The organism is Comamonas sp. SY3 (genome assembly GCF_041730275.1).
Lineage (GTDB): Bacteria > Pseudomonadota > Gammaproteobacteria > Burkholderiales > Burkholderiaceae_C > Comamonas > Comamonas sediminis.
Genome location: NZ_JBGTYN010000016.1, coordinates 36521 through 59703 on the forward strand (window position 1 = coordinate 36521; position 23183 = coordinate 59703).

19 protein-coding genes are annotated in these 23183 nt (G+C 64.2%); 11 read left to right on the top strand and 8 right to left on the bottom strand.

The genetic code is table 11. The features are described 5' to 3' along the window. Positions 1–23: 23 nt before the first annotated feature. Entirely contained in the window at positions 24–938 is a 915-nt protein-coding gene (locus ACCQ08_RS18070; RefSeq protein ID WP_312834542.1) for an alpha/beta hydrolase, read from the bottom strand. 247 nt (positions 939–1185) lie between these two features. Continuing rightward, positions 1186–2073, bottom strand: a complete 888-nt coding sequence (locus ACCQ08_RS18075; protein ID WP_373450572.1) for a 2-keto-4-pentenoate hydratase — start codon at positions 2071–2073, stop codon at positions 1186–1188. A 223-nt stretch (positions 2074–2296) separates the two neighbouring features. Between ACCQ08_RS18075 and ACCQ08_RS18080 the strand changes: the two genes are divergently transcribed. Together ACCQ08_RS18080 and ACCQ08_RS18085 are read left to right on the top strand one after the other, a co-directional pair. Next, positions 2297–2866, top strand: a complete 570-nt coding sequence (locus ACCQ08_RS18080) for a DUF2007 domain-containing protein (protein ID WP_239811649.1) — start codon at positions 2297–2299, stop codon at positions 2864–2866. A gap of 246 nt (positions 2867–3112) precedes the next feature. Next, positions 3113–4969: a long-chain fatty acid--CoA ligase gene (locus ACCQ08_RS18085; protein ID WP_373450573.1), complete on the top strand. Its 1857-nt coding sequence runs from the start codon at positions 3113–3115 to the stop codon at positions 4967–4969. A 110-nt stretch (positions 4970–5079) separates the two neighbouring features. Here ACCQ08_RS18085 and ACCQ08_RS18090 read toward each other — a convergent pair whose 3' ends face one another. Then, positions 5080–6117, bottom strand: coding sequence for a TRAP transporter substrate-binding protein (locus ACCQ08_RS18090; protein ID WP_239811647.1), 1038 nt, complete (start codon positions 6115–6117; stop codon positions 5080–5082). 501 nt (positions 6118–6618) lie between these two features. Next, entirely contained in the window at positions 6619–7770 is a 1152-nt protein-coding gene (locus tag ACCQ08_RS18095; RefSeq protein WP_369458655.1) for a saccharopine dehydrogenase family protein, read from the bottom strand. A 245-nt stretch (positions 7771–8015) separates the two neighbouring features. Between ACCQ08_RS18095 and ACCQ08_RS18100 the strand changes: the two genes are divergently transcribed. Further along, positions 8016–8375 (top strand): hypothetical protein, encoded by a 360-nt coding sequence (locus ACCQ08_RS18100; protein WP_312408758.1) that lies wholly within the window; start codon positions 8016–8018, stop codon positions 8373–8375. Between the two features lie 263 nt (positions 8376–8638). Here ACCQ08_RS18100 and ACCQ08_RS18105 read toward each other — a convergent pair whose 3' ends face one another. Beyond that, positions 8639–9061 (bottom strand): acyl-CoA thioesterase, encoded by a 423-nt coding sequence (locus tag ACCQ08_RS18105; protein WP_312454984.1) that lies wholly within the window; start codon positions 9059–9061, stop codon positions 8639–8641. A gap of 244 nt (positions 9062–9305) precedes the next feature. On the opposite strand from ACCQ08_RS18105, the gene ACCQ08_RS18110 reads away from it, so the two are divergent. From ACCQ08_RS18110 to ACCQ08_RS18130, 5 genes are all read left to right on the top strand, one after another. Next, positions 9306–11012: an electron transfer flavoprotein-ubiquinone oxidoreductase gene (locus tag ACCQ08_RS18110; protein WP_373450574.1), complete on the top strand. Its 1707-nt coding sequence runs from the start codon at positions 9306–9308 to the stop codon at positions 11010–11012. 255 nt (positions 11013–11267) lie between these two features. Continuing rightward, complete coding sequence (locus ACCQ08_RS18115) at positions 11268–11864, top strand: lipocalin family protein (RefSeq protein WP_312408752.1); 597 nt, start codon at positions 11268–11270, stop codon at positions 11862–11864. A 343-nt stretch (positions 11865–12207) separates the two neighbouring features. After that, positions 12208–13176 carry an ABC transporter substrate-binding protein gene (locus ACCQ08_RS18120; RefSeq protein WP_239811641.1) on the top strand — a complete coding sequence of 323 codons (969 nt, stop codon included), beginning with the start codon at positions 12208–12210 and terminating at the stop codon, positions 13174–13176. Between the two features lie 116 nt (positions 13177–13292). After that, complete coding sequence (locus tag ACCQ08_RS18125; protein ID WP_239811640.1) at positions 13293–14177, top strand: ABC transporter permease; 885 nt, start codon at positions 13293–13295, stop codon at positions 14175–14177. A 13-nt stretch (positions 14178–14190) separates the two neighbouring features. Further along, a complete protein-coding gene (locus ACCQ08_RS18130) occupies positions 14191–14985 on the top strand; it encodes an ABC transporter ATP-binding protein (RefSeq protein ID WP_239811639.1) in 795 nt (264 codons plus the stop codon). Between the two features lie 74 nt (positions 14986–15059). On the opposite strand, the gene ACCQ08_RS18135 is transcribed toward ACCQ08_RS18130, so the two are convergent. After that, positions 15060–16502 carry an MFS transporter gene (locus tag ACCQ08_RS18135; protein WP_312408747.1) on the bottom strand — a complete coding sequence of 481 codons (1443 nt, stop codon included), beginning with the start codon at positions 16500–16502 and terminating at the stop codon, positions 15060–15062. An 88-nt stretch (positions 16503–16590) separates the two neighbouring features. On the opposite strand from ACCQ08_RS18135, the gene ACCQ08_RS18140 reads away from it, so the two are divergent. Beyond that, the gene (locus tag ACCQ08_RS18140; protein WP_373450575.1) at positions 16591–17229 is read left to right on the top strand and encodes a helix-turn-helix transcriptional regulator; all 639 of its coding nucleotides are present in this window, start codon (positions 16591–16593) and stop codon (positions 17227–17229) included. Between the two features lie 15 nt (positions 17230–17244). Here the strand turns inward: ACCQ08_RS18140 and ACCQ08_RS18145 are convergent, their stop codons facing one another. Next, a complete protein-coding gene (locus ACCQ08_RS18145; protein ID WP_373450576.1) occupies positions 17245–18723 on the bottom strand; it encodes an MFS transporter in 1479 nt (492 codons plus the stop codon). Between the two features lie 163 nt (positions 18724–18886). On the opposite strand from ACCQ08_RS18145, the gene ACCQ08_RS18150 reads away from it, so the two are divergent. Together ACCQ08_RS18150 and wrbA are read left to right on the top strand one after the other, a co-directional pair. Next, positions 18887–19777, top strand: a complete 891-nt coding sequence (locus ACCQ08_RS18150) for a LysR family transcriptional regulator (protein WP_239811635.1) — start codon at positions 18887–18889, stop codon at positions 19775–19777. A 209-nt stretch (positions 19778–19986) separates the two neighbouring features. Then, on the top strand, positions 19987–20586 hold the full coding sequence (gene wrbA, locus ACCQ08_RS18155) for an NAD(P)H:quinone oxidoreductase (RefSeq protein ID WP_373450577.1): 600 nt from the start codon (positions 19987–19989) through the stop codon (positions 20584–20586). 136 nt (positions 20587–20722) lie between these two features. Here wrbA and ppsA read toward each other — a convergent pair whose 3' ends face one another. Beyond that, entirely contained in the window at positions 20723–23116 is a 2394-nt protein-coding gene (ppsA, locus tag ACCQ08_RS18160) for a phosphoenolpyruvate synthase (protein ID WP_239811634.1), read from the bottom strand. Between the last annotated feature and the right edge of the window lie 67 nt (positions 23117–23183).

The following is a 23183-nucleotide window of genomic DNA, read 5'->3' on the forward strand; positions in this document are numbered from 1 at the left end:
CGGCGGTCTGGCAGCGGTCCTGCTCAGTCAAACGCAGCCCGCAGCGCCTGGGCCATCTGCGCATGGCAGGCCCGCGCTTCCTTGAGCGCGCGGCCCATTTTCACAAACTCATGGGCCACGCCGGCATAGGTGTGCAGGTCCACCTCGATGCCGGCTGCGCGCAAGCGATCGGCATACATGACGCCCTCATCCACCAGCGAATCGCATTGCGCCAGGTGGATGCTGGCAGGCGCCAGGCCGCGCAGATCCGGCGCCAGCAACGGCGCAAAGCGCCAATCTTCGCGGTCGGCGAGCGAGCGCAGGTAGTTGCTGAACATCCAGCTGATCATCGGCTTGGTCAGGATCGGGCCCTCGCTGTAGCGGGCGTGCGAAGGCGTATCTTGGTGGGCTGCGCAACCGGGATAGATCAGCAGCTGCAAGGCCAGGTCGATACCGGCATCGCGTGCCAGGATCGCGTTGACCGCCGCCAGGGTGCCACCTGCACTGTCGCCCCCCACCGCCACACGGCCGGTATCGGCCCCCAGCGCCATGCCTTCGGCCACCAGCCACTGCAAGGCATCCCAGGCATCGTTGCTGGCGGTGGGAAAGCGGTGCTCGGGCGCCAGGCGGTAGTCCACCGAGACGACCATGCAGCCCGCTTGGTGCGCCAACTCGCGGCACAGCGTGTCATGCGTGTCCACGCTGCCGATCGTGAAACCGCCACCATGGGTGAACAGCAGCACCGGTTGCAGCGGATCCCAGCTGGCGGCATAGAGCCGCGCAGGTATCTGAAAACCATCGCGCGCAGGGATGTGCAGATCCTCGACGCGCGCCAGCGCGGGCTTGGCAATCTCCAGCACCCCGGCGCCGATGCCATAGGCCTGGCGCGCCTGCTCCACCGTCATCTCCCACAGGGGGGTGTGCTGGGCGCGGGCCATGCGCTCGACCACGCTGCGCATCGTGGGGGTCAGCTCTGCGACCACATCGGCAGGCATCGGCAGTTCGGCGGGAAGATGGGCTTTGGAGCGAGGTGAAGCGTCAGACATACATCGTTGCCCGGCCAGCAGGCAAGGGCGCAATTCAGGGACAAGGCCGGCTGATTATCGGCCATCGCCCATTCACGACGGGGCATCTCGGTCACCCATGTTGTAAGGCCCTGCCAACGCGGCAGAGCCCTGCTTCACCGCTGCCCAAGGCTGCCCAGGTTTACTCGAAACGCAGCTCCACCGGCTGCGCCCCCTCCAAGCCCTTGTACTCCACCCGGATCTGCTGGCCGGGCTGCGGCGGCAGCAGCGCCGAATAGGACCCCAGGCTGATCCAGTCGCCCACCTTGAGCCGCTGGCCTTCGGCCTGAAGGGCCTGCGCCAGCCAGACCACGGCGTTGAGCGGCTGGCCCATCAGATCGCCGCCACGCCCGCCCCCCAGCCGCGCGCCGCTCTGGTCGGTGATGTCGACCTGCATGCTCTGCAGCGCATTCAACAGCGCGTAACGCTCGGCCCGGAATTGCGGCACCGCCAGTGCCTGGCCCATCACGCCCATGCGCGCACCCACGTTGATGGCCTCAACGGCCGCGCCATCGAGCTGGGCGGGGTTCTCCACCACCAGGTCAGGCAGCTCCACAAACGGGACGATGCGGTCAATGTGGTTGAGCACCTGCAGCGGCGTTGTCGCGCGGTTGATGGCGCTGCTGGAGACGCGTACCAGCATGTCCGCCTCAAACATCGGCCGCGCGCCAAAGGCGGCGGGCACCGCACTGCGGTTGGGCAGCAAGGCGCCCTCGTACAGCACACCCCATACCGGCTTGTCGGTCTGAAAGCGTTTTTGCATGGCCGCGCTGGTCAGCCCCGCCTTGTAGCCAATGGGCTTCTTGCCCTGGGCTGCCCAGGCGGCATGGAGCTTGTTGCGGCTGCATTTGCCATCGGCCTCGGTCATCGCACCCGCCGACGGCACGGGCTGTTTGGCCTCATAGGCCTGCAGCCACTGCGCGACCTGTGCGTCATCCAGGCAAGCGGCCTGGGCCAGGCTGCTGCAGGCAGCCAGGCAGGCGGCCAGCCAAAGTGGGGAGCGGCGAATACGCAAAGCTGGGTGCATCATCCAAAGTCTCCTGTTCCAAGAACCTGTTCCGAATGCGGTTTTGTAGACCGCCCCGGGCACCAACATACCACCCGCATCGACCGGACTGACTAGGGAAAGCGCGCAGCCTGCGCGGCCCACCGACCCTCCGCCTGCTTTTGCTTGATGCAGGTCATGCCGCCATAGCCACAAAGCAACAGACGCTATAGTATTTGCATAACCACCCGGCGACAGGAGACCCAAGATGCGCAGCGTGTATGAGCCCGCCAATGCCGTGCAAGCCCATGTTCTGCAGGACGTGCTGCGCCAGCACGGCATCGCCAGTTTTGTCAGCGGTGAACATCTGCAAGGCGCAATCGGCGAGCTGCCAGCGGGCAGCCTGCTGCGTTTGTGGGTCGATGAGGCCGACTGGTCCGCTGCTCGCCGCGCGCTGGAGGAGTGGGAGCGTGCCCCGCTGATCGATGACGCCGAACTGGCCCGCGCCGACCCCAGCCTGGGTGAGCAGCCGCCGTCTGCGCCCGCGCACGATGGTCGCTTTGATTCGCGCTTTGACCTGGCCTGCGACCCAGGTGTGCGTGCCGCTTCGCAGCGGGACGGCGAACAAGAAGCCTACAGCGACGCCCGGCGCTGGTATCCCTGCTGGTGGGCCGGCGGCGCGGCGCTGTTGGCGCTGTGTCTGCACTACCTGCTCGGCGGCGTGCCTCAGGCGGATACCACGGGCGATGCGGGTGCTACGGAGCAGACCCGGCAAGCCCCCGATACCGCATCCGCCCACAGTGAACGCGGGCAAGCAGCACCCACAGGCAGCCGATGAACGGCAGCGGTTGCGATGCGCCTCAAGCGGGCTATTCCGGCCTCCGCTGACGTTGCAAAGTATCAAATACCGATACCAATCCGGCGTAAAAACCTAGCAAGCAACCAAATATTGGCATCTGCTGCAGCGCGATGCCGACAATCGCGCCATCGCAAATCGCAGCAAGCCCGCATGCATTCTGGCCACCAATGGCCAAAACGGCAGCGCGCCAATGCGATGATGACGACCGAGGAGAACGAGAGAGATATGACCGCCCCCATTCCAGCGCCCCTGGCCCCTGAGTTCAGCGCCCTGTCCACGCTGCCGGACTTGTTTGCCTACCGTTGCAACAACACCCCCGAGCGCGAAGCCTACCGCTGGTTCGATACCGCGACGAATGCCTGGCAATCCTTCAGCTGGGCCGATATGCAAGCCGAGGTGGCCCTGTGGAGCCAGGCGCTGCACGGCCTGCAGCTGGCGCGTGGCGCACGCATCGCCACCTTGCTGACCCACAGCGTCCATGCCATCTGCATCGACCAGGCCGGTATGGCCCAGGCCTGCGCCACCGTGCCGCTGCATGCCAATGACAACCCCGGCAATATCGCCTTTATCCTGGCCGATGCCGGCGCCTCGCTGCTGCTCATCAACCGCCTGGAGACCTGGGAGCAGATCGTGGCCACCGGCACGCCGCTGCCGGCGCTGCGCTGCGTGGTGATCGACGACCCCGAGCAAGCAGCCATCCCCGTCCAGGCCGGCAGCGATGGCCTGGCGCGCGTGGTGCGCTTGCAGGACTGGCTGGCCGAGGCCGATGGCAGCAGCCCTCGCGCGCAGGCCCAACAGGCACCCCAGGCTGAGGACATGGCTGCCATCGTCTACACCAGCGGCACCACCGGTAAGCCCAAAGGGGTGATGCTCAGCCACCGCAATGTGCTGAGCGACGTCAAAGCCGTGCTGGGCCGTGTGGTGCCCACGCAGGACGATGTCTTTCTGTCCTTTCTGCCGGTGTCGCACACCTTCGAGCGCAGCTGCGGCTACTACCTGCCGATGGCAGTCGCCAGCACGGTGGTCTATGCCCGCTCGGTTGCGCTGCTGGCCGAGGACATGCTCAGCATCCGCCCGACCATCCTTGTGTCGGTGCCCCGCATCTACGAACGCATCTACGCGAAGATCCAGGAAAAGCTGGCCAAGTCGGCCTTCAAGCGCGCGCTGTTTGCGGCCGCCGTGTCCAAAGGCTGGGCCCGCCACTGCGCGGCCCATGGTCTGGTGAACACCGATCCCCCGCAAGGCGGTTGGGCGCGCTGGCTGCCCTGGCCGCTGCTGCAGAAAAAAGTGGCCCAACCCATCCTCGATTTGTTTGGCGGCCGGCTGCGCATCGCGGTGACGGGAGGCGCGGCCATTCCCTCGGTGGTATCGCACAGCTTTTTGGGCCTGGGGCTGAATGTGCTGCAAGGCTTTGGCATGACCGAAACCTCGCCGGTGCTGACCGCCAACTCGTTGCAGCACAACGACCCCTCCACCGTGGGCAAGCCGCTCGACGGTATGGAAGTGCGCATTGGCGAGAACAAGGAGCTGCAGGCACGCGGCCCCAACATCATGATGGGCTACTGGGGCCGTCCGGAAGACACACGCCAGGCCTTCACCGGCGATGGCTGGCTGCGCACCGGTGACCAGGCTGAGCTGGTCGGTGGCGAGGTGCGCATTGTGGGCCGTATCAAGGAGATCATCGTCACCGCTACCGGCGAGAAGGTGCCGCCCTCGGACATCGAGCAGGCGCTTTGCGCCGACCCGCTGTTCGAACAGAGCTTTGTCGTCGGTGAGCACCAGCCCTTTATCGCCTGTGTGGCCGTGGTCAACCGCGAAGAATGGAAGCAAATGGCCGGAAGCCTCGGCCTGGACCCGGACAACAGCGTCAGCCTGCAGGCCAGCGCCGTGCGCAAGATCGCGCTCGAGCGCATTGCTGCGCAATGCCAGGGCCTGGCCAAATATGCGGTGCCGCGTGCGGTCTACCTGGTCACCGAGCCCTGGACCATCGACAACGGCCTGATGACCCCGACCCTGAAGCTGCGCCGCCCCCAGCTGATGCAGAAGTTCGCCATCGAGATCGCAAACCTCTACGCGAAGTAAATCGCAGCGCCGAAATGCAAAACCGCCGATGCCCTCTGCAGGCATTGGCGGTTTTTGTATCTCTGCTGCAGAGGGGTCGGGGTTGCAGAGCTGCTGGTACGGTCCGGCGCTTACTTCTTGGGGAAGTAGTAGTTCAGCAATGCGCCGGCACCATCGACACCTGCCTTGGACGACCATTCACGGGCGAACTTCTCGCCCATCAGATCCAGCGCGCGGCGCAGTTCGTAGGAAGGCTGGCTGATCTTGGTGCCATGCTCGACCAGCACCTTCTGCGCCGCATCGTCGGCATCCTTGGCCAACTGCCAGCCGCGCGCTTCGGCCTGTTTGGCGGCAGTGTCCAGCGCCGTCTTGGCGCTGTCGGACAAGCCCGTCCAGCTCTTCTCGCTCATCAGGATCAGGTTCTTCGGAATCCAGGCGCGCATGTCGATGAAAATGCCCATCGCGTTCCAGGACTGGCTGTCCACGCCGGTGGTACTGGATGTCAGCATCACATCGACCTTGCCTGCCTGGATGGCCTTGGCCAGATCGTTGGCAGGGGTGTCCACCGGGGTTGCGCCCGCCACCTCCGCGATGTACTTGGAGGCAACATTGTTGACGCGGAATTTCTGGCCCTTGACGTCTTCGAGCTTGTTCACCGGCGCGCGCGAGAACAGGCCCTGGCCCGGCCATGGCGCGGTGTAGAGCAGGCGAATGCCTTGCTTTTTCAGCAGCGCCTCGATCGGTTCACGCGTGGCTGCCCACAGGCGCTTGGCATCGTCAAAGCTGCGCACGATAAACGGCAGCGAATCGATCGCGAAAGCCGGGTACTGGTCGCTGAAGTTCGACATGAAGATCTCACCGATCGCCAGATCACCCTTGCTGAGCGCAGGCATCACCTGGTTCATCGGCATCAGCTTGGCGTTGGTGACCACCTCGATCTGCAGCCCGCCCTGGCTCAGGCCATTGGCTTCACGGGCGAACTGTGTCAGGTTGCGGGTGTGGAACAACGCGTCGGTGTAGGCGCCAGCGCATTTGAGCGGCGTGGCAGCCGCTCTGGCCATATGGGGAAGCGACCCAACCAGCCCGGAGCCTGCCGCCAGGCCCATGCGGGCGAGCACTTTGCGCCGGGACGGACTGGCAAGCGTTTCGTTGGTGTTGTGATCTGCCATATGACGATTCCTTGGTATCTGAGCCAGGCATCCCCCATTCCCGGTGGATGCTGCAGGCCGCATGTGTACTGAAAAGCCCCACAAAGAGCAAACGCTGCCCGCAGCCCCATGGCGAGCCATGCGACGCATTCAGCAACCGTGCCATTCGATTTATTTGGTCACTAACGTCACAAATTTTGTGAGGAGGCGACGCAATCTATCTTGGCCTGCGCAACAAAGCAATCACTATTGATCACCGGTGAGACATTGCTTGATGCAAGTCAGTTGTTGCCGCGCCAGAAGTTGGCGATGACTAGCATTTAGTCACAGCACACACTTTCTGAAACTACAAAAATAATAGCTGCTTTCCTCCCCTCCGAGGGACGAAAGCAGCCATTTTTTAGCGGATAGATGTATGCGCCCCACAGCGGGACTTCAACGGCAGCGGCCGCTCTGTGCATCGCCACCCCGGCAGGTTGGCAGCTGCTCGCCTGCCGCGCCGCGAGGCATGCGGCTCAGGCTTCAGGCTGCCAGCGCGGCATTCAGATCCTGGGCGCGGTAGTACTGGCCAAAGCGGTTGGCGATGAAGTCGGACAGCGCGATCGATTCTTGCGCAATGAAGCCCTTCTGTGGCAGCACCCCGCTCGCGACCAGATCGAGCGCGCAGCAGATACCGGCAGCGGTAGTCAGCTGGATGGCAGTGAGTGCATGGCCGGCCACCGTGGTGCCCACAATACGGGCCGAGTAGGACTCCTGCATCAGCCGCTCACCCTTGTAGCCCGTGGCGCTGGCAAAGATCACGATCACATCCTGGCGCGTGGCAGCAATCGCGTTGTCAAAAATCTCGTTGAGCAGTTCGCGCTTGTCGCGCAGCTTGAGCTCGTTGAGCAGGATCTTCAGGATCGCGCAGTGGCCGGGGTAGCGGATGGACTTGTAGTCCACATTGCGCGCCTTGCCGGCCCAGGTTTCCGTCAAGGTGCCCAGGCCGCCGCTGGTGTTGAAGGCTTCGTACTCGATGCCATCCAGCGCAAAGGTCTCCAGCCCTTCGAGGGCATGCACCGTCAAAGGCTGGCCATCGACCAGCGCCTCGCAGGGGTTGATGTACTCGTTGATCAGGCCCTCGGTGCTCCAGGTCAGGTTGTAGCGCAGGCTGCCTTGCGGATAACGGGGCAGCGCACCGACGCGCATCTTCAGGTCATGCAAGGTGTCGAAATGCTTGGCCACGTCGTTGCCCACAATGCCGATAAAGCCAGGAGCCAGGCCGCACTGGGGCATCAGCACGCTGCCGGCCTTGGCGGCAATCTTGCGGATCGCATGGGTGGACTGCACATCTTCGGTCAGGTCAAAGTAATGCACGCCATGTGCAGCGGCAACGCCGGCGACCTCGATCGCCATGTGGAAGGGCAGCGCATTGAGCACCGCGAACTGGCCTTGCACGGCCGGCAGCAGGTCACCGCCCTTGCCGATCTGCACAGTCTCCAGACCCAACGCGGCAGCGGCCTTGAGCTGTGCCTTGGACTGGTCGGCAATGCGCAGCTGGTAGCCGCCCGCCGCCTGCAGCAGCACGGCCATCGCAAAGCCGATTTTGCCGGCGCCCAGGATGGTCACTTTCTTGTCGGCGGCGGCCTTGGTGGAATTGGCTTGGACGGACTTTTTGCTGGTTTTGTCGTTCATGGTTGGCTCTCTGATCAGGGTGAATGATGGAGAAATGTTACAACCAGGAATTGTCAAAATGAACATATTAAAGCGTCATATTATTTGTTTTTGCTAGCCATTTCGGCAATATTTCACGACACATCAACCAAAATAATGGTTAACCCGTAGGTTAATGTGTCGCAAATCAGGGGTTTCGTTGCCCCAGGCACAATGGGCGGCTCGCACTCACTCCATCCTCTTTTTCCGCTATCCGTATCCAAACCATGGCCGATTCCGCATCCAACAAAGTTCTTCGTTTTCTGCTGGCACGCGACATCCTCAAGGGCAAGTCGCGCGAAGATCTGTTGGCCAAGCTGGAGGCTGCCGGTTTCAATGGCGAACATGCCGAGCTGTTCATCGCCCAGGCAGAAAAGCGTGTGCTGTCACGTAACCGGCGTTGCGCCGTCATTTCGGCGGTGGTCGTGGCCGTGTTGCTGGGCCGCGTGGTCTGGGGGCCTTATGCCAACAACCCCGACATGCAGCTGCTGCTGGGCGTGATGGCCGCCATCTTTGCGGCGGCCGGTTTTTACTTTTGGTTTGTCGCGCGCTGGCAGGCGCCGCTGCCCAAGGCCAGCACCTCCTGAGCACCGGCTCTGCGTCCATGCAGTGACAGCATCGGCGCACCTGAGCGTCGTGGGTGGACGACCCGGCGCCGACGGCAAGACCCCGCCCGCCCGGGGGCCCGTGGGTCTGGACGTGCAGCGGATCAAGGCCGACCCAGCCGATGCGGGCGCCAAGCCCGGCGGCAACGAAGCCGCTGCGACCACCAAGCCGGCCGCACTGGACGGCGCGCGCTACGTGATCAACGCCAAGGCAAACCAGCGAACCGCAGCAAAATCCGGTGTTCTCAGCCTTCCACCATGCCACGCATCCAGGCGGGCAGATCCACCGCCTTCTGGCGCGCAAAATCCACCCACAGCACGGTGGCGCCGCCGCTGGCGTAGACCTCGCCGGGCGCGTCCTGCTTTTCGATCTGGTACCAGGTCTCGAACGCGGTGCGCGCCGCGTCGCTGACATACATCTTCACCACCAGCCGGGCCGGGTACTCGATCTGCCGCAGGTAGTTGCAAAAGCAGTTCACCACCACCGGGCCCTGCCCCGCGCCATGGGGGGTGTCGCGTGTCGAGCGCAGCCACTCCACCCGCGCGCTTTCCATGTAGCGAAAATACACCGTGTTATTGACATGGCCCAGACTGTCCATATCCCCCCAGCGAACATCCATCAGCGAGTCATGAACCCAGCGTTTGTGGTCAGGCAGCAAGATTTTCATAGACTGGCATATTACGGCCAAGCAGCGGGCGCCAGCGGCCAGGCCTTGTCGCCGACTTTCACTGGCACAAAGCCCCTGTCTCAGAAATCAGAGCGAAGATCGCCGCAAATCTAGGGCTAACCCTAGGATCAAGGCGGTTACCGCACTGCAACATCGCCCTAAAATCCATGGCACTGCATGCAACCCAGACACAGATCTGCCACATGCCTGCCCATCGCTTGAAAAGAATTTGTACGGAGCCCCGATGACCAACGAAGAAATACTGGCCCAATATGGCCCCCGCGAGTCAATGGAATACGACGTTGTCATCGTTGGCGGCGGCCCAGGCGGGCTGGCCACGGCCATCCGTTTGAAGCAGCTGGCAGCGGAAAAAGGCAGCGATGTCTCCGTCGTCGTGCTGGAAAAAGGCTCCGAGCCGGGCGCGCACACCTTGTCGGGCGCCATCATGGATCCCCGCGCGCTGACCGAGCTGATCCCCGACTGGAAAGCCAAGGGCGCACCTTTGACCCAGCCGGTGACCGAGGACGCGATGGTCTTCCTGAGCGAAAAATCCGGTCTGCGCACCCCCAACTGGCTGCTGCCGCCCTGCTTCCACAACGAAGGCAACTACATCGTGCAACTGGGCTTTGTCGTCAAATGGCTGGCCGAGCAGGCCGAGGCCCTGGGCGTCGAGATTTTCCCCGGCTTTGCCGCCGCGGAAGTGGTCTACCACGAAGACGGCTCGGTCAAGGGCGTGGCCACCGGCAACATGGGCGTTGGCAAGAACGGCGAACCCACCGGCGAGTTCCAGCTCGGCATGGAACTGCACGGCAAGTACACGATCTTTGCCGAAGGCTCGCGTGGCAACCTGGGCAAGCAGCTGATCGCCAAGTTCAAGCTCGACGAAGGCAAGGATCCGCAGACCTACGGCCTGGGTGTGAAGGAGCTGTGGGAGATCGATCCCCAGCGCCACCAGCCCGGCTTTGTGATGCATACCGCCGGCTGGCCGATGAACAACGACACCTACGGTGGCGCCTTTCTCTACCACCTGGACGACAACAAGGTCACCCTGGGCTTCATCACCGGTCTGGATTATTCCAACCCCTACCTGTCTCCGTTCGAGGAGATGCAGCGCTGGAAGACCCACCCCAACATCCGCTACTACCTGGAAGGCGACGAGTCCAAAGGCATCAAGCCGGCCAAGCGCATCGGTTATGGCGCCCGCGCGATCACTGCCGGTGGCCTGATGAGCCTGCCCAAGACCGTGTTCCCCGGTGGCGCGCTGGTGGGCTGCGATGCCGGTTTCCTGAACGTCAGCCGCATCAAGGGCAGCCACGCGGCCATCAAGACCGGCATGCTGGCCGCAGAAGCCGCCTTTGAAGCGATTGCCGCTGGCCGCCAGGGTGATGAGCTCAGCGCCTACCCCGCCGCGTTTGAGAAGAGTTGGCTCTACGAAGAGCTCAACAAGAGCCGCAACTTCAAGAGCTGGTTCAAGAAGGGCCTGGTGACCGCCTCGATCATGAACGGCCTGGAGCAGTTCGTGCTGCGCGGCAACATGCCCTGGACCCTGCACCGCGACAAGCCGGACCACGCCTACCTCAAGCCCGCGTCGGAATGCAAACCCATCCAGTACCCCAAGCCCGATGGCAAGCTGACGTTTGACCGGCTCTCCAGCGTCTTCATCAGCGGTACCAACCATGCCGAAGACCAGCCTGCCCACCTGACCTTGAAAGATGCCAGCGTCCCGGTGCAGATCAACCTGGCCAAGTACGCCGGCCCTGAGCAGCGCTACTGTCCAGCGGGAGTCTACGAGTTCGTGGCGGACGAAAGCCAGAGCGGGGATGCCCAGCGCCTGCAGATCAATGCGCAAAACTGCGTGCACTGCAAAACCTGTGACATCAAGGATCCGACCCAGAACATTGTCTGGGTGACGCCGGAAGGCGGTGGCGGACCGAACTACACCGGCATGTAAGCAAGCGGCGCCGGTTCGGGAATCGATGCCAGGGCAAACACCGGTTGCCCGGCCATGGATTGCCGAATTTGGCCGACAAGCGCACGCCTGCAGGCGTGCAGACAATGGCCCATGTTTGTCTGGTTTTGCCTCCCACGCCATTCCGCCCGAGCCCTGGCTGGCAACGCCTGTGCTCCGGTCCGGAGTGCCCGTGCCCACCTGTACCGCCAGTGGCTGTGTGTGCTACTGGGCATGCTGCTGGGTGCAAGCGCGGCTTTGGCAACCCCTGCCACGCTGCCCAAACGCGGCAAGCGCGCAGCCGCGCCCGTGGCTGCCAAGCCAGCAGATGCAGTTCCTGCTGCGGCCCCTGCGCCGTTGAGCTCAGCCACCTCTCTCGATCTCGAGCGCTTCATGGGCCTGTGGTACAAGGTCGCCAAGGTCGATGAGCCGCAGGATGCGCTACGCACCCGTGAGCGCTATGAGTTCCTGCAACGCTACGACGGCGGCGTGCGCGTGATTGCCACGTCCTACGACCCGCTCTCCAACCGCTGGGACCGACGGCAGGACTACATGGCCCCGGTGGACGCGAAAGGCGCGGCATTGGCGAGCCATTACCAGCTCACAATGCCCGTGCATTTCAGCATCAGCCGCTTCGGGCCTTTCGGGGTCAGTTACTACGTCGTGGCACTCGACCCCTACTACCAATGGGCCGTAGTGGCCGGGCCCGGGCCGAAATCGCTTTTCATCCTGAGCCGCCGCAGCGATCTGGAGCCGGAGTTGCGCGCATCGCTGGAGCAGTTGGCCAGCAGCACCAACCGCCTGAAGGCACCGCTGCACTGGGCCGCACCGGACCAGGATCCGCCACCTCGGTAGATACCCGAGGTAGGCGCGATCAGCCTTCCCATGCAGGGCATCGAGGCCCGGGCAGCGCGCACAGTTTTATTGTCACAGCGCTGCAAAATTCTCGGCTGCGCACAGCTTTTTTGACCAAAAAGACTATTCAAAGAAATATTATTGTGAGACCGCGCCCACTTGCGCAACCCAACACAGGTTTCGCGATGGCAGGGCAACTAGGGCAATCCCATAGATCACAAATGTGTCATCCCGTGGGTAGTGGGGTGTAGACTGCTGCTACCTGTTTGCCACCTGTTGTTACAGGGCATACAACGCAGCAGTTCTGCTGACGCTATTCAACAAACCTGGCGGAGATATACGCATGAAGAAATTGGCTTGGGCCCCTCTGGGCGCTGTGGCACTGGCAATCGCGGCGATTGCGCCCGCGCAGGCTGCAGACCAGAAGTCTGTGGCAGTGACGGCCATCGTGGAACACCCTGCGCTGGATGCAGTGCGCGACGGCGTCAAGGCGGCACTGAAGGCCGAAGGCTTTGAAGACGGCAAGAACCTGAAGTGGCAGTACCAGAGTGCCCAGGGCAACCCTGGCACCGCCGCGCAGATCGCCCGCAAGTTTGTCGGTGACAAGCCCGATGCCATCGTCGCCATTGCTACGCCATCGGCGCAGGCCGTGGTGGCTGCCACCAAGACCGTGCCGGTGGTCTTCTCTGCCGTGACCGATCCGGTGGCCGCCAAGCTGGTACCCAGCTGGGAGCCATCGAAGAACAACGTGACCGGCGTGTCCGACCTGCTGGCGCTCGACAAGCAGATGGAACTGCTGAAGAAAGTCGTGCCCAACGCCAAGCGCGTGGGTATGGTCTACAACCCCGGCGAGGCCAACTCCGCCGTGGTCGTCAAGGAACTCAAGGAACTGCTGCCCAAGCTGGGCATGACCCTGGTCGAAGCCGCTGCCCCGCGCTCGGTGGACGTCTCCAGCGCAGCGCGCTCGCTGGTGGGCAAGGCCGATGTGATCTACACCAACACCGACAACAACGTCGTGTCGTCCTATGAAGCGCTCGTCAAGGTCGGCCAGGACTCCAAGCTGCCGCTGGTCGCATCGGACACCGACTCGGTGGCCCGTGGTGCCGTGGCTGCGCTGGGCATCAACTACCGCGACCTGGGCGAGCAGACCGGCCGCATGGTGGCACGCATCCTCAAGGGTGAAAAGCCGGGCGACATCAAGACCGAAGTCTCGACCAAGATGGAGCTGTACGTGAATCCCGGTGCCGCTGAGAAGCAAGGCATCAAGCTGTCCGACGAGCTGGTCAAGTCGGCTGCCAAAGTCATTCAGTGATGGATGCCGCCTCGCCTGCTGCTGTGCAACCCGCGCAGCGCAGGGGGTGACAAGACGCAGCCCCGCCAGAAGCGGGGCTTGTTTGTTATCCGGACTACCTCTGACAAGAAAACTCCATGACCTTATTTTCCTTTTTGGGAGCCATCGAGATCGGCCTGATCTTTGCGCTGGTGGCGCTCGGTGTGTTCATCTCCTTTCGCTTGCTGCGCTTTCCTGACCTCACGGTCGACGGCAGCTTTCCGTTGGGCGCTGCCGTCTGCGCGGTGCTGATCACCCATGGCTACAGCCCCTTTGTCGCCACCATTGGCGCCACGCTCGCAGGTGCCGTTGCTGGCCTGATCACCGGCTGGCTCAATGTCAAGCTCAAGATCATGGACCTGCTTGCCTCGATCCTGATGATGATCGCGCTGTACTCGATCAATCTGCGCATCATGGGTGGCCCCAACATTCCGCTGATCAACGACCCCACGCTTTTCAACCAGTTGCAGCCCGCAGGCATGGAAGACTATGTGTTCCGTCCGTTGCTGATGTGCGCCATCGTGGTGCTCGCCAAGCTGGCGATGGACTGGTTCTTCCTGACCGAGCGTGGCCTGGCCATCCGTGCCACCGGCACCAACGCCCGCATGGCGCGCGCTCAGGGCGTCAACACCGGCGGCATGATCCTGCTGGGCATGGCCGTATCGAACGCGCTGGTGGGTCTGGCCGGTGCGCTGTTTGCACAAACCCAGGGCGGCGCCGACAGCTCGATGGGCATAGGCACCATCGTGATCGGCCTGGCTGCGGTGATTGTTGGTGAGTCCATCCTGCCGTCGCGCAGGCTGATTCTGGCGACCTTGGCCGTGGTCATCGGCGCCATCGTCTACCGCTTCTTCATTGCGCTGGCGCTGAATGTGGATTTCATCGGCCTCAAAGCCCAGGACCTGAACCTGGTCACCGCGTTGCTGGTCACGATCGCGCTGGTCATCCCCCAGCTCAAACGTCGTTTTGCGAAAAAGCACTGACAAGGAGAGAGACATGCTGAGCGCAAAAGACCTCAAGATCACCTTCAATCCCGGCACCCCGATCGAAACCCGCGCGCTGCGCGGCATGGCGCTGGATATTCCCGCAGGCCAGTTCGTCACCGTGATCGGCTCCAACGGCGCGGGCAAATCAACCTTTTTGAACGCGATCTCCGGCGACCTGATGGTCGACTCGGGCAGCATCGTTATCGATGGGGAAGACATGACCCGCAAGCCTGTGTGGGACCGTGCGCACAAGGTGGCCCGCGTGTTCCAGGACCCGATGGCTGGCACCTGCGAAGACCTGTCCATCGAGGAGAACATGGCCCTGGCGCATGAGCGCGGCAATTTTCGCGGCCTGTCCAAGGCCGTCAAAAACGCCAACCGCGCGCTGTACCGCGAGAAACTCGCCACCCTGGGCCTGGGCCTGGAAAACCGCCTCAGCGACCGTATCGGCCTGCTGTCGGGCGGGCAGCGCCAGGCCGTCAGCCTGCTGATGGCAGCGCTGCAGCCTTCGCGCATCCTGCTGCTCGATGAGCATACCGCCGCGCTCGATCCCCGCACCGCCGATTTCGTGCTCAAGCTCACCGCCCGCATCGTTGACGAAGGCAAGCTCACGACGATGATGGTCACCCACAGCATGCGCCAGGCGCTGGATGTAGGCGACCGTACGGTGATGCTGCACCAGGGCCAGGTGGTGCTCGACGTCAGCGGTGAGGAGCGCGCCCGGATGGACGTGCCCGATCTGCTGCAGATGTTCGAGAAGGTGCGTGGTGAAAAGCTTGCCGATGATGCGTTGCTGCTGAGCTGAGCCGCACCGGTCTCAACCCCAAAGACAGCGGAGCCACCGAGGTGGCATCCGCTGTTTTTTTAGGCCTGCTGCCATCAGCCGCGCAAAAAGCGCCGCAGCGACCAGGCCGCCAGTGCGGGGAACAGCGCAAACACCGCAAACAGCCAGAGCGCCGAGCGGCCCAGCGTTGCCGGGTCGGACAGCGCGGTCAGCCCCAGTGCATTGGCTACCAGGCCGACCAGCGCGGCACCGACGGCCATGCCGTAGAGCTGCACAGTCGTGATGCCCGAGGCAGCACTGTCGGCCTCCTGCGCACTGGCGCTGTGCATGATCGCGTTGAGCACATGGGGCCAGGCCATGCCCACGCCCAGGCCCAGCAGCGCCAGCGCCAGGCCACAGACCACCAGGGCTGCCCTCCCCTGCCAGGGCATCGCCAGCGCCAACGCCAGCAAGCCCAAGGTGCACAGCACGGGGCCGATCAGCATCAGCGCCCGGCCCGCCCGGCCGCTTTTGCCAGAGAACAGTACCGAGGCCACCGACCAGCCACCCGCGAGCAAGGCCGTCACATAGCCCGCCGTCAAAGGCTGCAGGCCATGCAGGTGTTGCAGCAGATAGGGCACAAACACCTCCGTCATCGTCCCCATCAGCAGCAAGGCCACAGCGGCATACAGCATCCCCAGTGGTTGGCCCAAGGCCGTGCCGCCCTGGGGCAGCAAGCGGCGGCTGGCGCGGCGTTCATGGCGAACCGCCGCCGCACCGGCCAGCAAGCCTGCCGCGCCCAGCCCCCATTGCCAAAGCGGCTCCGTCACCACGCTGGCGGCTGCCACCAACAGCACCGACAGCGCCAGCATCGCGATCTGTGGGCCGGCAATGCCGCTGTCCTGCGCCGGCGTGCTGCGCAGCAGGCGCTGCGGCGCCAGCTGGCGGTGCACCAGCAGCATTTGCAGCAGCAGCAAGGGCAGCAGCGCCCCAAAGGCCAGCCGCCAATGGCCGGCCTGGGCAAACAGGCCGCCTACCGCCGGGCCGCTCAGGGTGGCCACGCCCCACATCGCCGAGATCAGCCCAATCGCACGCGGCCACAGCGCGGGCGGAAACACCAGCCGGATCAAGGTGTAGCTCAGCGCACCCACTGCCCCGCCCCCCAGGCCCTGAACTGCCCGGCCCAGCAGCAGCATCGGCATGGACGGCGCCATCGCGCACAGCAGGCTGCCCAGGCTGAAAACCAGCAGGCCTGCGAGCATGGCACCCCGCGCGCCCCAACCGGCCAGCATGCGCACCGCCAGTGCAGCACCGATGATGGAGGCCACGACGAACAAGGTGGTGCTCCAGGCATACCAGGCCAGGCCACCGATCTCCTGCACCACCGAAGGCAGGATCGTGGTGACGATGTGCACATTGATCGCATGCATGGCGACTGCGCCCGTCAGTGCCAGCGCCTTGAGGCCATGGGGACGGCCCAGCAGCTGGGCCCAGCCTGCAGGGGGTTCTGCCATCGGCACTGCGGCCGTAGTCGTGGGTGATGAAGAGGACGATGCCATGCCATTCCTTGTTGTGAAATAATGCAAGCATTGTCTTTGATAATTCCCCCACCCAAGGAATAAAACAAGCTATTGCTTGTATAAATAAATGCCATCGCCCTCCCTCGATCACTCGGCCACCACGCGCATGCTAGAGGCACTCAAGCGCCAGGCACCCGCCAGCACCGCCGATCTGGCGCGCGCGCTGCAGATGACGGCCGAGGCCGCCCGCCAGCAGATCAACAAGCTGGCCGACCAGGGCCTCGTGCAGGCCGATCTGCAAAAGCCGGCGGGCGCGGGCCGGCCGCGCCAGTTGTGGACCTTGACTGCCGCCGGGCAGCGTTATTTTCCTGATGCCCATGCCCAGCTCACGGTGCAGCTGATTGGCGCGATCGAAAAGCTGTTTGGCCAGCAAGGCATGGACGGCCTGATCAGCGAGCGCGAAGCGCAATCTCGCAGCCGCTACCGCCAGGCCTGCACCGCCCCCGGCCTGCCTGAGCGCCTGGCCCAGTTGGCCCAGGTCCGCACCCAGGAGGGCTATATGGCCCATGTCGAGCCCCACCCGCAAGGCTGGCTGCTGGTGGAGCACCACTGCCCCATCTGCGCAGCTGCGCAAAGCTGCCGGGGCTTTTGCCGTTCCGAGCAAGCACTGTTCCAGGAGGTGGTCCGGGATCTGGCCACGTTGGAGCGCAGCGAGTACCTGCTTGACGGCGGCCAGCGCTGCGTCTACCTGGTACAGCCGCTATAGCAGCTCAGGGCCCGCTCAGACGGAGACGCCACGGCCTTCGCCCACCGGCGGGGTATCCGTACGCGACAGGGCCTGCGGCCTGGCCATGCGCAGGCAGACCAGCCAGGCCAGCAAGGCCAGGCCCGCCGCGCCCCATTGCGCATGCTGCAGACCCTGGGCATTGGCCTGGCGCAGGGTCTCGGCGCTGGCTCCCTCCAGGCCGGCCAGCGGCGCGGCCGCCAGCATCACCAGCAAGGCCAGGCCCAGCGCGGCACCCACCTGCTGCGCGGTCGCCGCCACCCCCGATGCCACGCCCTGGCGCGCCGGCGCAATGCCCTGTCCCACGAGGACCCACATGCCAGTCCAGCTCGCGCCCTGGCCCAGGCTCATCACCACAAAGCCGGGTACCAGCCAGGCATAGTTGCCGGCCAGCGGCAGCACGGCTGCAATCCAGACCATGCCCAGCACACCGGCCGCCCAGCCCCGCAGAAGCACGCTGCGTGTACCTTGCTGTGCCAGGCCGCGTTCGGCCAGCCGGATGCCCCAGGTGCAGACGGCCGTCGGCAGCACAAAGGCCATGCCGGCCTGCAGCGGGCTCCAACCCAGCACCTGCTGAAAATACAGGCCCAGAAAGTAGTACTGCACGCCGTAGCTGCTCATAAACAGCATGGCCAGCAGCATGCTGGTCTGCAAGCTGCCCACCCGCAGCATGGCCAGCGGCATCAAGGGCGCTGCCACCCGCGCCTCGGTGCGCCAGAACAGGCCCAGCGCCGCCAGCGCCAGCAGCAACAGGCTGGCGGTGCGCAGATCGCCCCACCCCCATTGCGGGCCCTGCACCAGCACGGCCACCAGGGCGCTGGCGCCCACGGTCACGCTGATACAGCCGAGCAAGTCAAAACGGCGCTGCGCTACAGGCACGGCAGGCATCGCCGGCAGGTAGCGGCCTGCGGCCAGCGCGCAGGGCCAGGCAATCGGCACCAGCACCCAGAGCACCCAGTTCCAGCCCAGGGTCTGGGTCAGCAGGCCACCCAGCAAGGCGCCAGCCGCCAGCCCGCCGGCACTGGCCATGCTCCAGACGGCCAGCGCGCGGTTGCGCTCGGCGCCGGCGGCGTACAAGGTATTGATCATCGACAAGGTGGCCGGGAACAGCAGCGCCGCTGCAACGCCCTGCCCGGCGCGCGCCGCCACCAACTGCCAGGGCAGATGCGCAAAGCCGCCAGCCAAGGAGGCCAGGCCAAACAGCGCCATCGCCGCCACATACATGCGGCGCTGGCCCAGCAGATCAGCGCAGCGCCCGCCCAACAGCAGGCAGCCGCCAAAGGCCACGCTGTAGCCGCTGATGACCCATTGCAGGTGGCGGGCATCGAGCTGCAGCTGCTGGCCCATGGCATCCAGCGCGACAAAGACAATCGTGGCATCAAGCGCAATCAGCAGTTGCGCCAACGACAGCAGCGCCAGCGCGGCGCGCGGATGGCGCAGCACCCCAGCGGGGTGCACAGGTTTCTCAAGGGTCACTTCATCACTCCAAAACATACGAACCTGCAAGTGCTGGGGCAGCGCCTGCAGGCGGGTGATGACCGGTCATGGCGACATGGTATTCAAACCAATAACGAAGATAAACAGAAAAAATATCTTTTACTTATGCAAAAATGAATCAATAGTGGGGCAGGAGCAGCCGATGGATTTGAACGCGGTCAACATGCTGATCAAGGTGGCCGAACACAAGAGCTTTACCCAGGCCGCCCACAGCCTGGGCACGACGCAGTCGCGCATCTCCCGCGCCATTGCGCAGTTGGAAGCTGATCTGGGCACCCGCCTGCTCCACCGCAATACCCGCAATGTGTCGCTGACCCCCGATGGCTGCCTGCTGGTGGACCGCAGTGCCGACTTGATTGCCGGGCTGGACGATGCCAGGCAGCAGCTGCTGGACCGGCGCTGCGAGCCTACCGGCGTGCTGCGCATGACGGCGCCATCAGTGCTGGGCCGGGTGGTGCTGACGCCCTTGCTGGGCCAGCTGCTGCAGCAGCACCCGGGCCTGCAGATCGAGGCCAGCTTCACCGATCGGCTGGTGGACATGGTGGACGAGGGTTTTGACGCTGCAGTGCGCATCGGCCCCTTGCTCGACAGCCGGATGATCGGCCGGCCGCTGCCGCCGCTGCACTGGGTGACGGTCGCCTCGCCCGCCTATACGGCCCGCCACGGCCGGCCGCAAAACCTGCAAGAGCTGGCCACGCACCGCTGCCTGTCGGTCTACAACCACTACCGGGGATTTGCCGTGCCCTGGCAGTTTCGCCACCCCGACGGCAGCACCATCGACTGGCCGGCGCCCCACGCCATCCGGTTCGACAGTGGTGACCCGTTGATCGAAGGCGCGATCGCCGGCCTGGGCGTGGCCCAGGTGATGGGGTTTGCGGTGCGGGATGCGCTGGCCGACGGCCGGCTGGAGCGGCTGCTGCCCGCGCTGGAAGGCCGCAGCCGTGCGCTCTCCCTGGTCTACCCGCGCACGCGCCATGCCTCACCCAAGGTGCAGGCGCTGTGCCAGCTGCTCTTGGCGCGCAGCGCCTGGTGATCGCACCAGCCCAGGAAGGCTCTGGCGCGCCATGCTGGCTGGCGGCGATTGTTCAAATCCATGCAACGCTGCGTTCAAACCCGGGGCACCCCAAACAGGCGCAGACGCCCTACAGTAGATCCAGGCGCTAAGAACGGATCGCATACCGGTTCTGGAGACGCTCCCACCGCTGTAGCGGTCCCTCTTCATAGACAAAGGAAATATTCACCATGGCTAAAGTTCTGGTTCTCTACCATTCCATGTACGGTCACATCGAGACCATGGCCGGCAAGATCGCCGAAGGCGCACGCAGTGTCGCCGGCACTGAGGTGGTCATCAAGCGCGTACCCGAGACCATGCCGCAAGAGGCCTTCCAGGCCGCTGGCGTCAAGGTGGACCAGGCAGCCGCCGTCGCCACGCCTGCCGAGCTGGCAGAGTACGACGCCATCATCTTTGGCACCCCCACCCGTTTTGGCAATATGAGCGGCCAGATGCGCAGCTTCCTCGACCAGACCGGCGGCCTCTGGGCCAAGGGCGCACTGTCGGGCAAGGTGGGCAGCGTGTTCACGTCGACCGGCACCTTGGGCGGCCAGGAAACCACCGTGACCTCGTTCTGGAACACCCTGGCCCACCACGGCATGGTGATCGTTCCCGCTGGCTTTGGTCTGCCTTCGCAGTTCGACCTGTCGCAGGCCAAGGGCGGCTCGCCTTACGGCGCTGCCACCCTGGCCGGCGCCGATGGCTCGCGCCAGCCTTCCGCCCCCGAACTGGAACTGGCCTTTGCCCAGGGCGCCAAGGTTGCGGCCCTGGCCGCCAAGCTGAGCGCCTGAGTCTGCGCCTCTAGCCGGCCTGGCCGGCTGCAGCAGCCTTAAGACGCAAAAAAGCCAGTCAGAATGTCTGACTGGCTTTTTGGTTTTGGCGCCTTGTCCGGTACCTGCCACCGTCGCGGTGACAGGGCAGTGCCGCTTACTTGGCGGCCAGGCGCTGCCAGGTGTCGATGACGCTGTCAGGGTTCAGCGAGATCGAGGCAATGCCCTTGTCCGCCAGCCACTGCGCAAAGTCCGGATGGTCCGAAGGGCCCTGGCCGCAGATACCGACGTACTTGTTCTGTGCCAGGCAGGCCGTGATGGCGCGCTCGAGCATCTTCTTGACGGCAGGGTCGCGCTCGTCAAAGTCGGCAGCCAGCAGCTCCAGACCGGAGTCACGGTCCAGGCCCAGGGTCAGCTGGGTCAGGTCGTTCGAGCCGATCGAGAAGCCATCGAAGTACTCCAGGAACTCATCGGCCAGGATGGCGTTCGACGGCACTTCGCACATCATGATGACTTCCAGGCCGTTCTCGCCGCGCTTCAAGCCATTGGCCGCCAGCAGCTCGGTCACGCGCTTGGCCTGGTCCAGGGTGCGCACGAAGGGGATCATGATCTTGACATTGGTCAGGCCCATGTCGTTGCGCACGCGCTTGAGCGCCTCGCACTCCATCTTGAAGGCTTCGCCGAAATCCTTGGAGATGTAGCGCGCTGCACCACGGAAGCCCAGCATCGGGTTTTCCTCATCGGGCTCGTAGCGGCTGCCGCCGATCAGCTTGCGGTATTCGTTGGACTTGAAGTCCGACATGCGCACGATAACCGGCTTGGGGTAGAACGCCGCAGCGATCGTTGCCACACCTTCGGTGATCTTGTCCACGTAGAAAGCGCGTGGCGAGGCATGGCCACGGGCCACCGATTCGACGGCCTTCTTCAGGTCGGCATCGACAGCGGGGTAGTCCAGGATGGCCTTGGGGTGCACGCCGATGTTGTTGTTGATGATGAATTCCAGACGCGCCAGACCCACGCCCTCATTGGGCAGCTGGGCAAAGTCAAATGCCAGTTGGGGGTTGCCCACGTTCATCATGATCTTGGTCTTGATCGGCGGCATCTCGCCACGCTTGACCTCGGTCACTTCGGTTTCGAGCAGGCCGTCATAGATGCGGCCGGTGTCGCCTTCGGCGCAGCTGACCGTCACCAGGGTGCCGTCCTTCAGCAAGTCGGTGGCATTGCCGCAGCCCACGACCGCAGGGATGCCCAGCTCGCGCGCAATGATGGCGGCGTGGCAGGTACGGCCACCCCGGTTGGTGACGATGGCAGCTGCCTTCTTCATCACCGGCTCCCAGTTCGGGTCGGTCATGTCGGTCACCAGCACATCGCCGGCTTCGACCTGGTCCATCTGCGAGATGTCGGACACCAGGCGCACACGGCCGGTGCCGATCTTCTGGCCGATCGCGCGGCCTTCGGCCAGCACGGTGCCACTGCCCTTGAGCTTGTAGCGCTGCTCGGCCTGGCCCTTGGACTGGCTCTTCACCGTCTCAGGGCGTGCCTGCAGGATGTAGAGCTTGCCGTCGGTGCCGTCCTTGCCCCATTCGATATCCATCGGGCGGCCATAGTGCTTCTCGATCACCAGCGCGTACTGCGCCAGCTCCTGCACTTCGGCGTCGGTCAGCGAATAGCGGTTGCGCAGCTCGGGGCTCACATCGGTGGTGGCCACCAGCTTGCCGGATGCGGCTTTTTCTTCGGGCGTTGCAAACACCATCTGCACCAGCTTGGAGCCCAGATTGCGGCGGATCAGTGCCTGCTTGCCCGCTTCGAGCATGGGCTTGTGCACATAGAACTCGTCCGGGTTCACGGCGCCCTGCACCACGGTCTCGCCCAGGCCGTAGCTGGAGGTGATGAAGACCACCTGGTCAAAGCCCGACTCGGTGTCGATCGTGAACATCACGCCTGCGGCGCCCTTGTCCGAGCGCACCATGCGCTGCACACCGGCCGACAGGGCCACCACGTCGTGGGCAAAGCCCTTGTGCACGCGGTAGGAGATGGCGCGGTCGTTGTAGAGCGAGGCGAACACTTCCTTCATCTTGTGCAGCACATCGTCGATGCCCACCACGTTCAGGAAGGTTTCTTGCTGGCCGGCGAACGAGGCGTCCGGCAGGTCTTCTGCGGTGGCCGACGAGCGCACCGCAAAGGAGGCCTCGGTGTTGCCCGCTTGCAAGGTCACAAAGGCCTCGGCAATCGCTTTTTGCAGATCGAGCGGGAAAGGCTGGGCCTCGACCATCGCACGGATCTCGGCGCCGACCTGGGCCAGCGCGCGCACATCATCCACATCCAGCGCCGCGAGCTTGGCGCTGATCTTGCCAGCCAGGCCTTCGTGGGCCAGGAACTCACGGAATGCGTGGGCCGTCGTGGCAAAGCCAGTGGGCACGCGCACGCCTTGCGGCAGTTGCGAGATCATTTCGCCGAGCGAGGCGTTCTTGCCGCCTACGACCTCGACATCGGTCATTCTCAGGTTCTCAAACGGTACGACCAGGGCGGTCGCGCTGTAGAGGTTGGACATGGTGAAGCTCCGGAAGTTAAAAACTGGCTCGGGCGCCCATGGCCGCAGTGGGGGCAATGGCACGCAG

Excerpts from the sequence above, each read along its gene's own strand:
- ACCQ08_RS18135 (WP_312408747.1), bottom strand. The coding sequence starts at position 16,502 with ATGGCATCGTCCTCTTCATCACCCACGACTACGGCCGCAGTGCCGATG.
- ACCQ08_RS18090 (WP_239811647.1), bottom strand. The coding sequence starts at position 6,117 with ATGGCAGATCACAACACCAACGAAACGCTTGCCAGTCCGTCCCGGCGC.
- wrbA (WP_373450577.1), top strand. The coding sequence starts at position 19,987 with ATGGCTAAAGTTCTGGTTCTCTACCATTCCATGTACGGTCACATCGAG.
- ACCQ08_RS18080 (WP_239811649.1), top strand. The coding sequence starts at position 2,297 with ATGCGCAGCGTGTATGAGCCCGCCAATGCCGTGCAAGCCCATGTTCTG.
- ACCQ08_RS18095 (WP_369458655.1), bottom strand. The coding sequence starts at position 7,770 with ATGAACGACAAAACCAGCAAAAAGTCCGTCCAAGCCAATTCCACCAAG.
- ppsA (WP_239811634.1), bottom strand. The coding sequence starts at position 23,116 with ATGTCCAACCTCTACAGCGCGACCGCCCTGGTCGTACCGTTTGAGAAC.
- ACCQ08_RS18085 (WP_373450573.1), top strand. The coding sequence starts at position 3,113 with ATGACCGCCCCCATTCCAGCGCCCCTGGCCCCTGAGTTCAGCGCCCTG.
- ACCQ08_RS18130 (WP_239811639.1), top strand. The coding sequence starts at position 14,191 with ATGCTGAGCGCAAAAGACCTCAAGATCACCTTCAATCCCGGCACCCCG.
- ACCQ08_RS18110 (WP_373450574.1), top strand. The coding sequence starts at position 9,306 with ATGACCAACGAAGAAATACTGGCCCAATATGGCCCCCGCGAGTCAATG.
- ACCQ08_RS18075 (WP_373450572.1), bottom strand. The coding sequence starts at position 2,073 with ATGATGCACCCAGCTTTGCGTATTCGCCGCTCCCCACTTTGGCTGGCC.
- ACCQ08_RS18105 (WP_312454984.1), bottom strand. The coding sequence starts at position 9,061 with ATGAAAATCTTGCTGCCTGACCACAAACGCTGGGTTCATGACTCGCTG.
- ACCQ08_RS18070 (WP_312834542.1), bottom strand. The coding sequence starts at position 938 with ATGCGCAGCGTGGTCGAGCGCATGGCCCGCGCCCAGCACACCCCCCTG.
- ACCQ08_RS18140 (WP_373450575.1), top strand. The coding sequence starts at position 16,591 with ATGCCATCGCCCTCCCTCGATCACTCGGCCACCACGCGCATGCTAGAG.
- ACCQ08_RS18100 (WP_312408758.1), top strand. The coding sequence starts at position 8,016 with ATGGCCGATTCCGCATCCAACAAAGTTCTTCGTTTTCTGCTGGCACGC.
- ACCQ08_RS18120 (WP_239811641.1), top strand. The coding sequence starts at position 12,208 with ATGAAGAAATTGGCTTGGGCCCCTCTGGGCGCTGTGGCACTGGCAATC.
- ACCQ08_RS18125 (WP_239811640.1), top strand. The coding sequence starts at position 13,293 with ATGACCTTATTTTCCTTTTTGGGAGCCATCGAGATCGGCCTGATCTTT.
- ACCQ08_RS18150 (WP_239811635.1), top strand. The coding sequence starts at position 18,887 with ATGGATTTGAACGCGGTCAACATGCTGATCAAGGTGGCCGAACACAAG.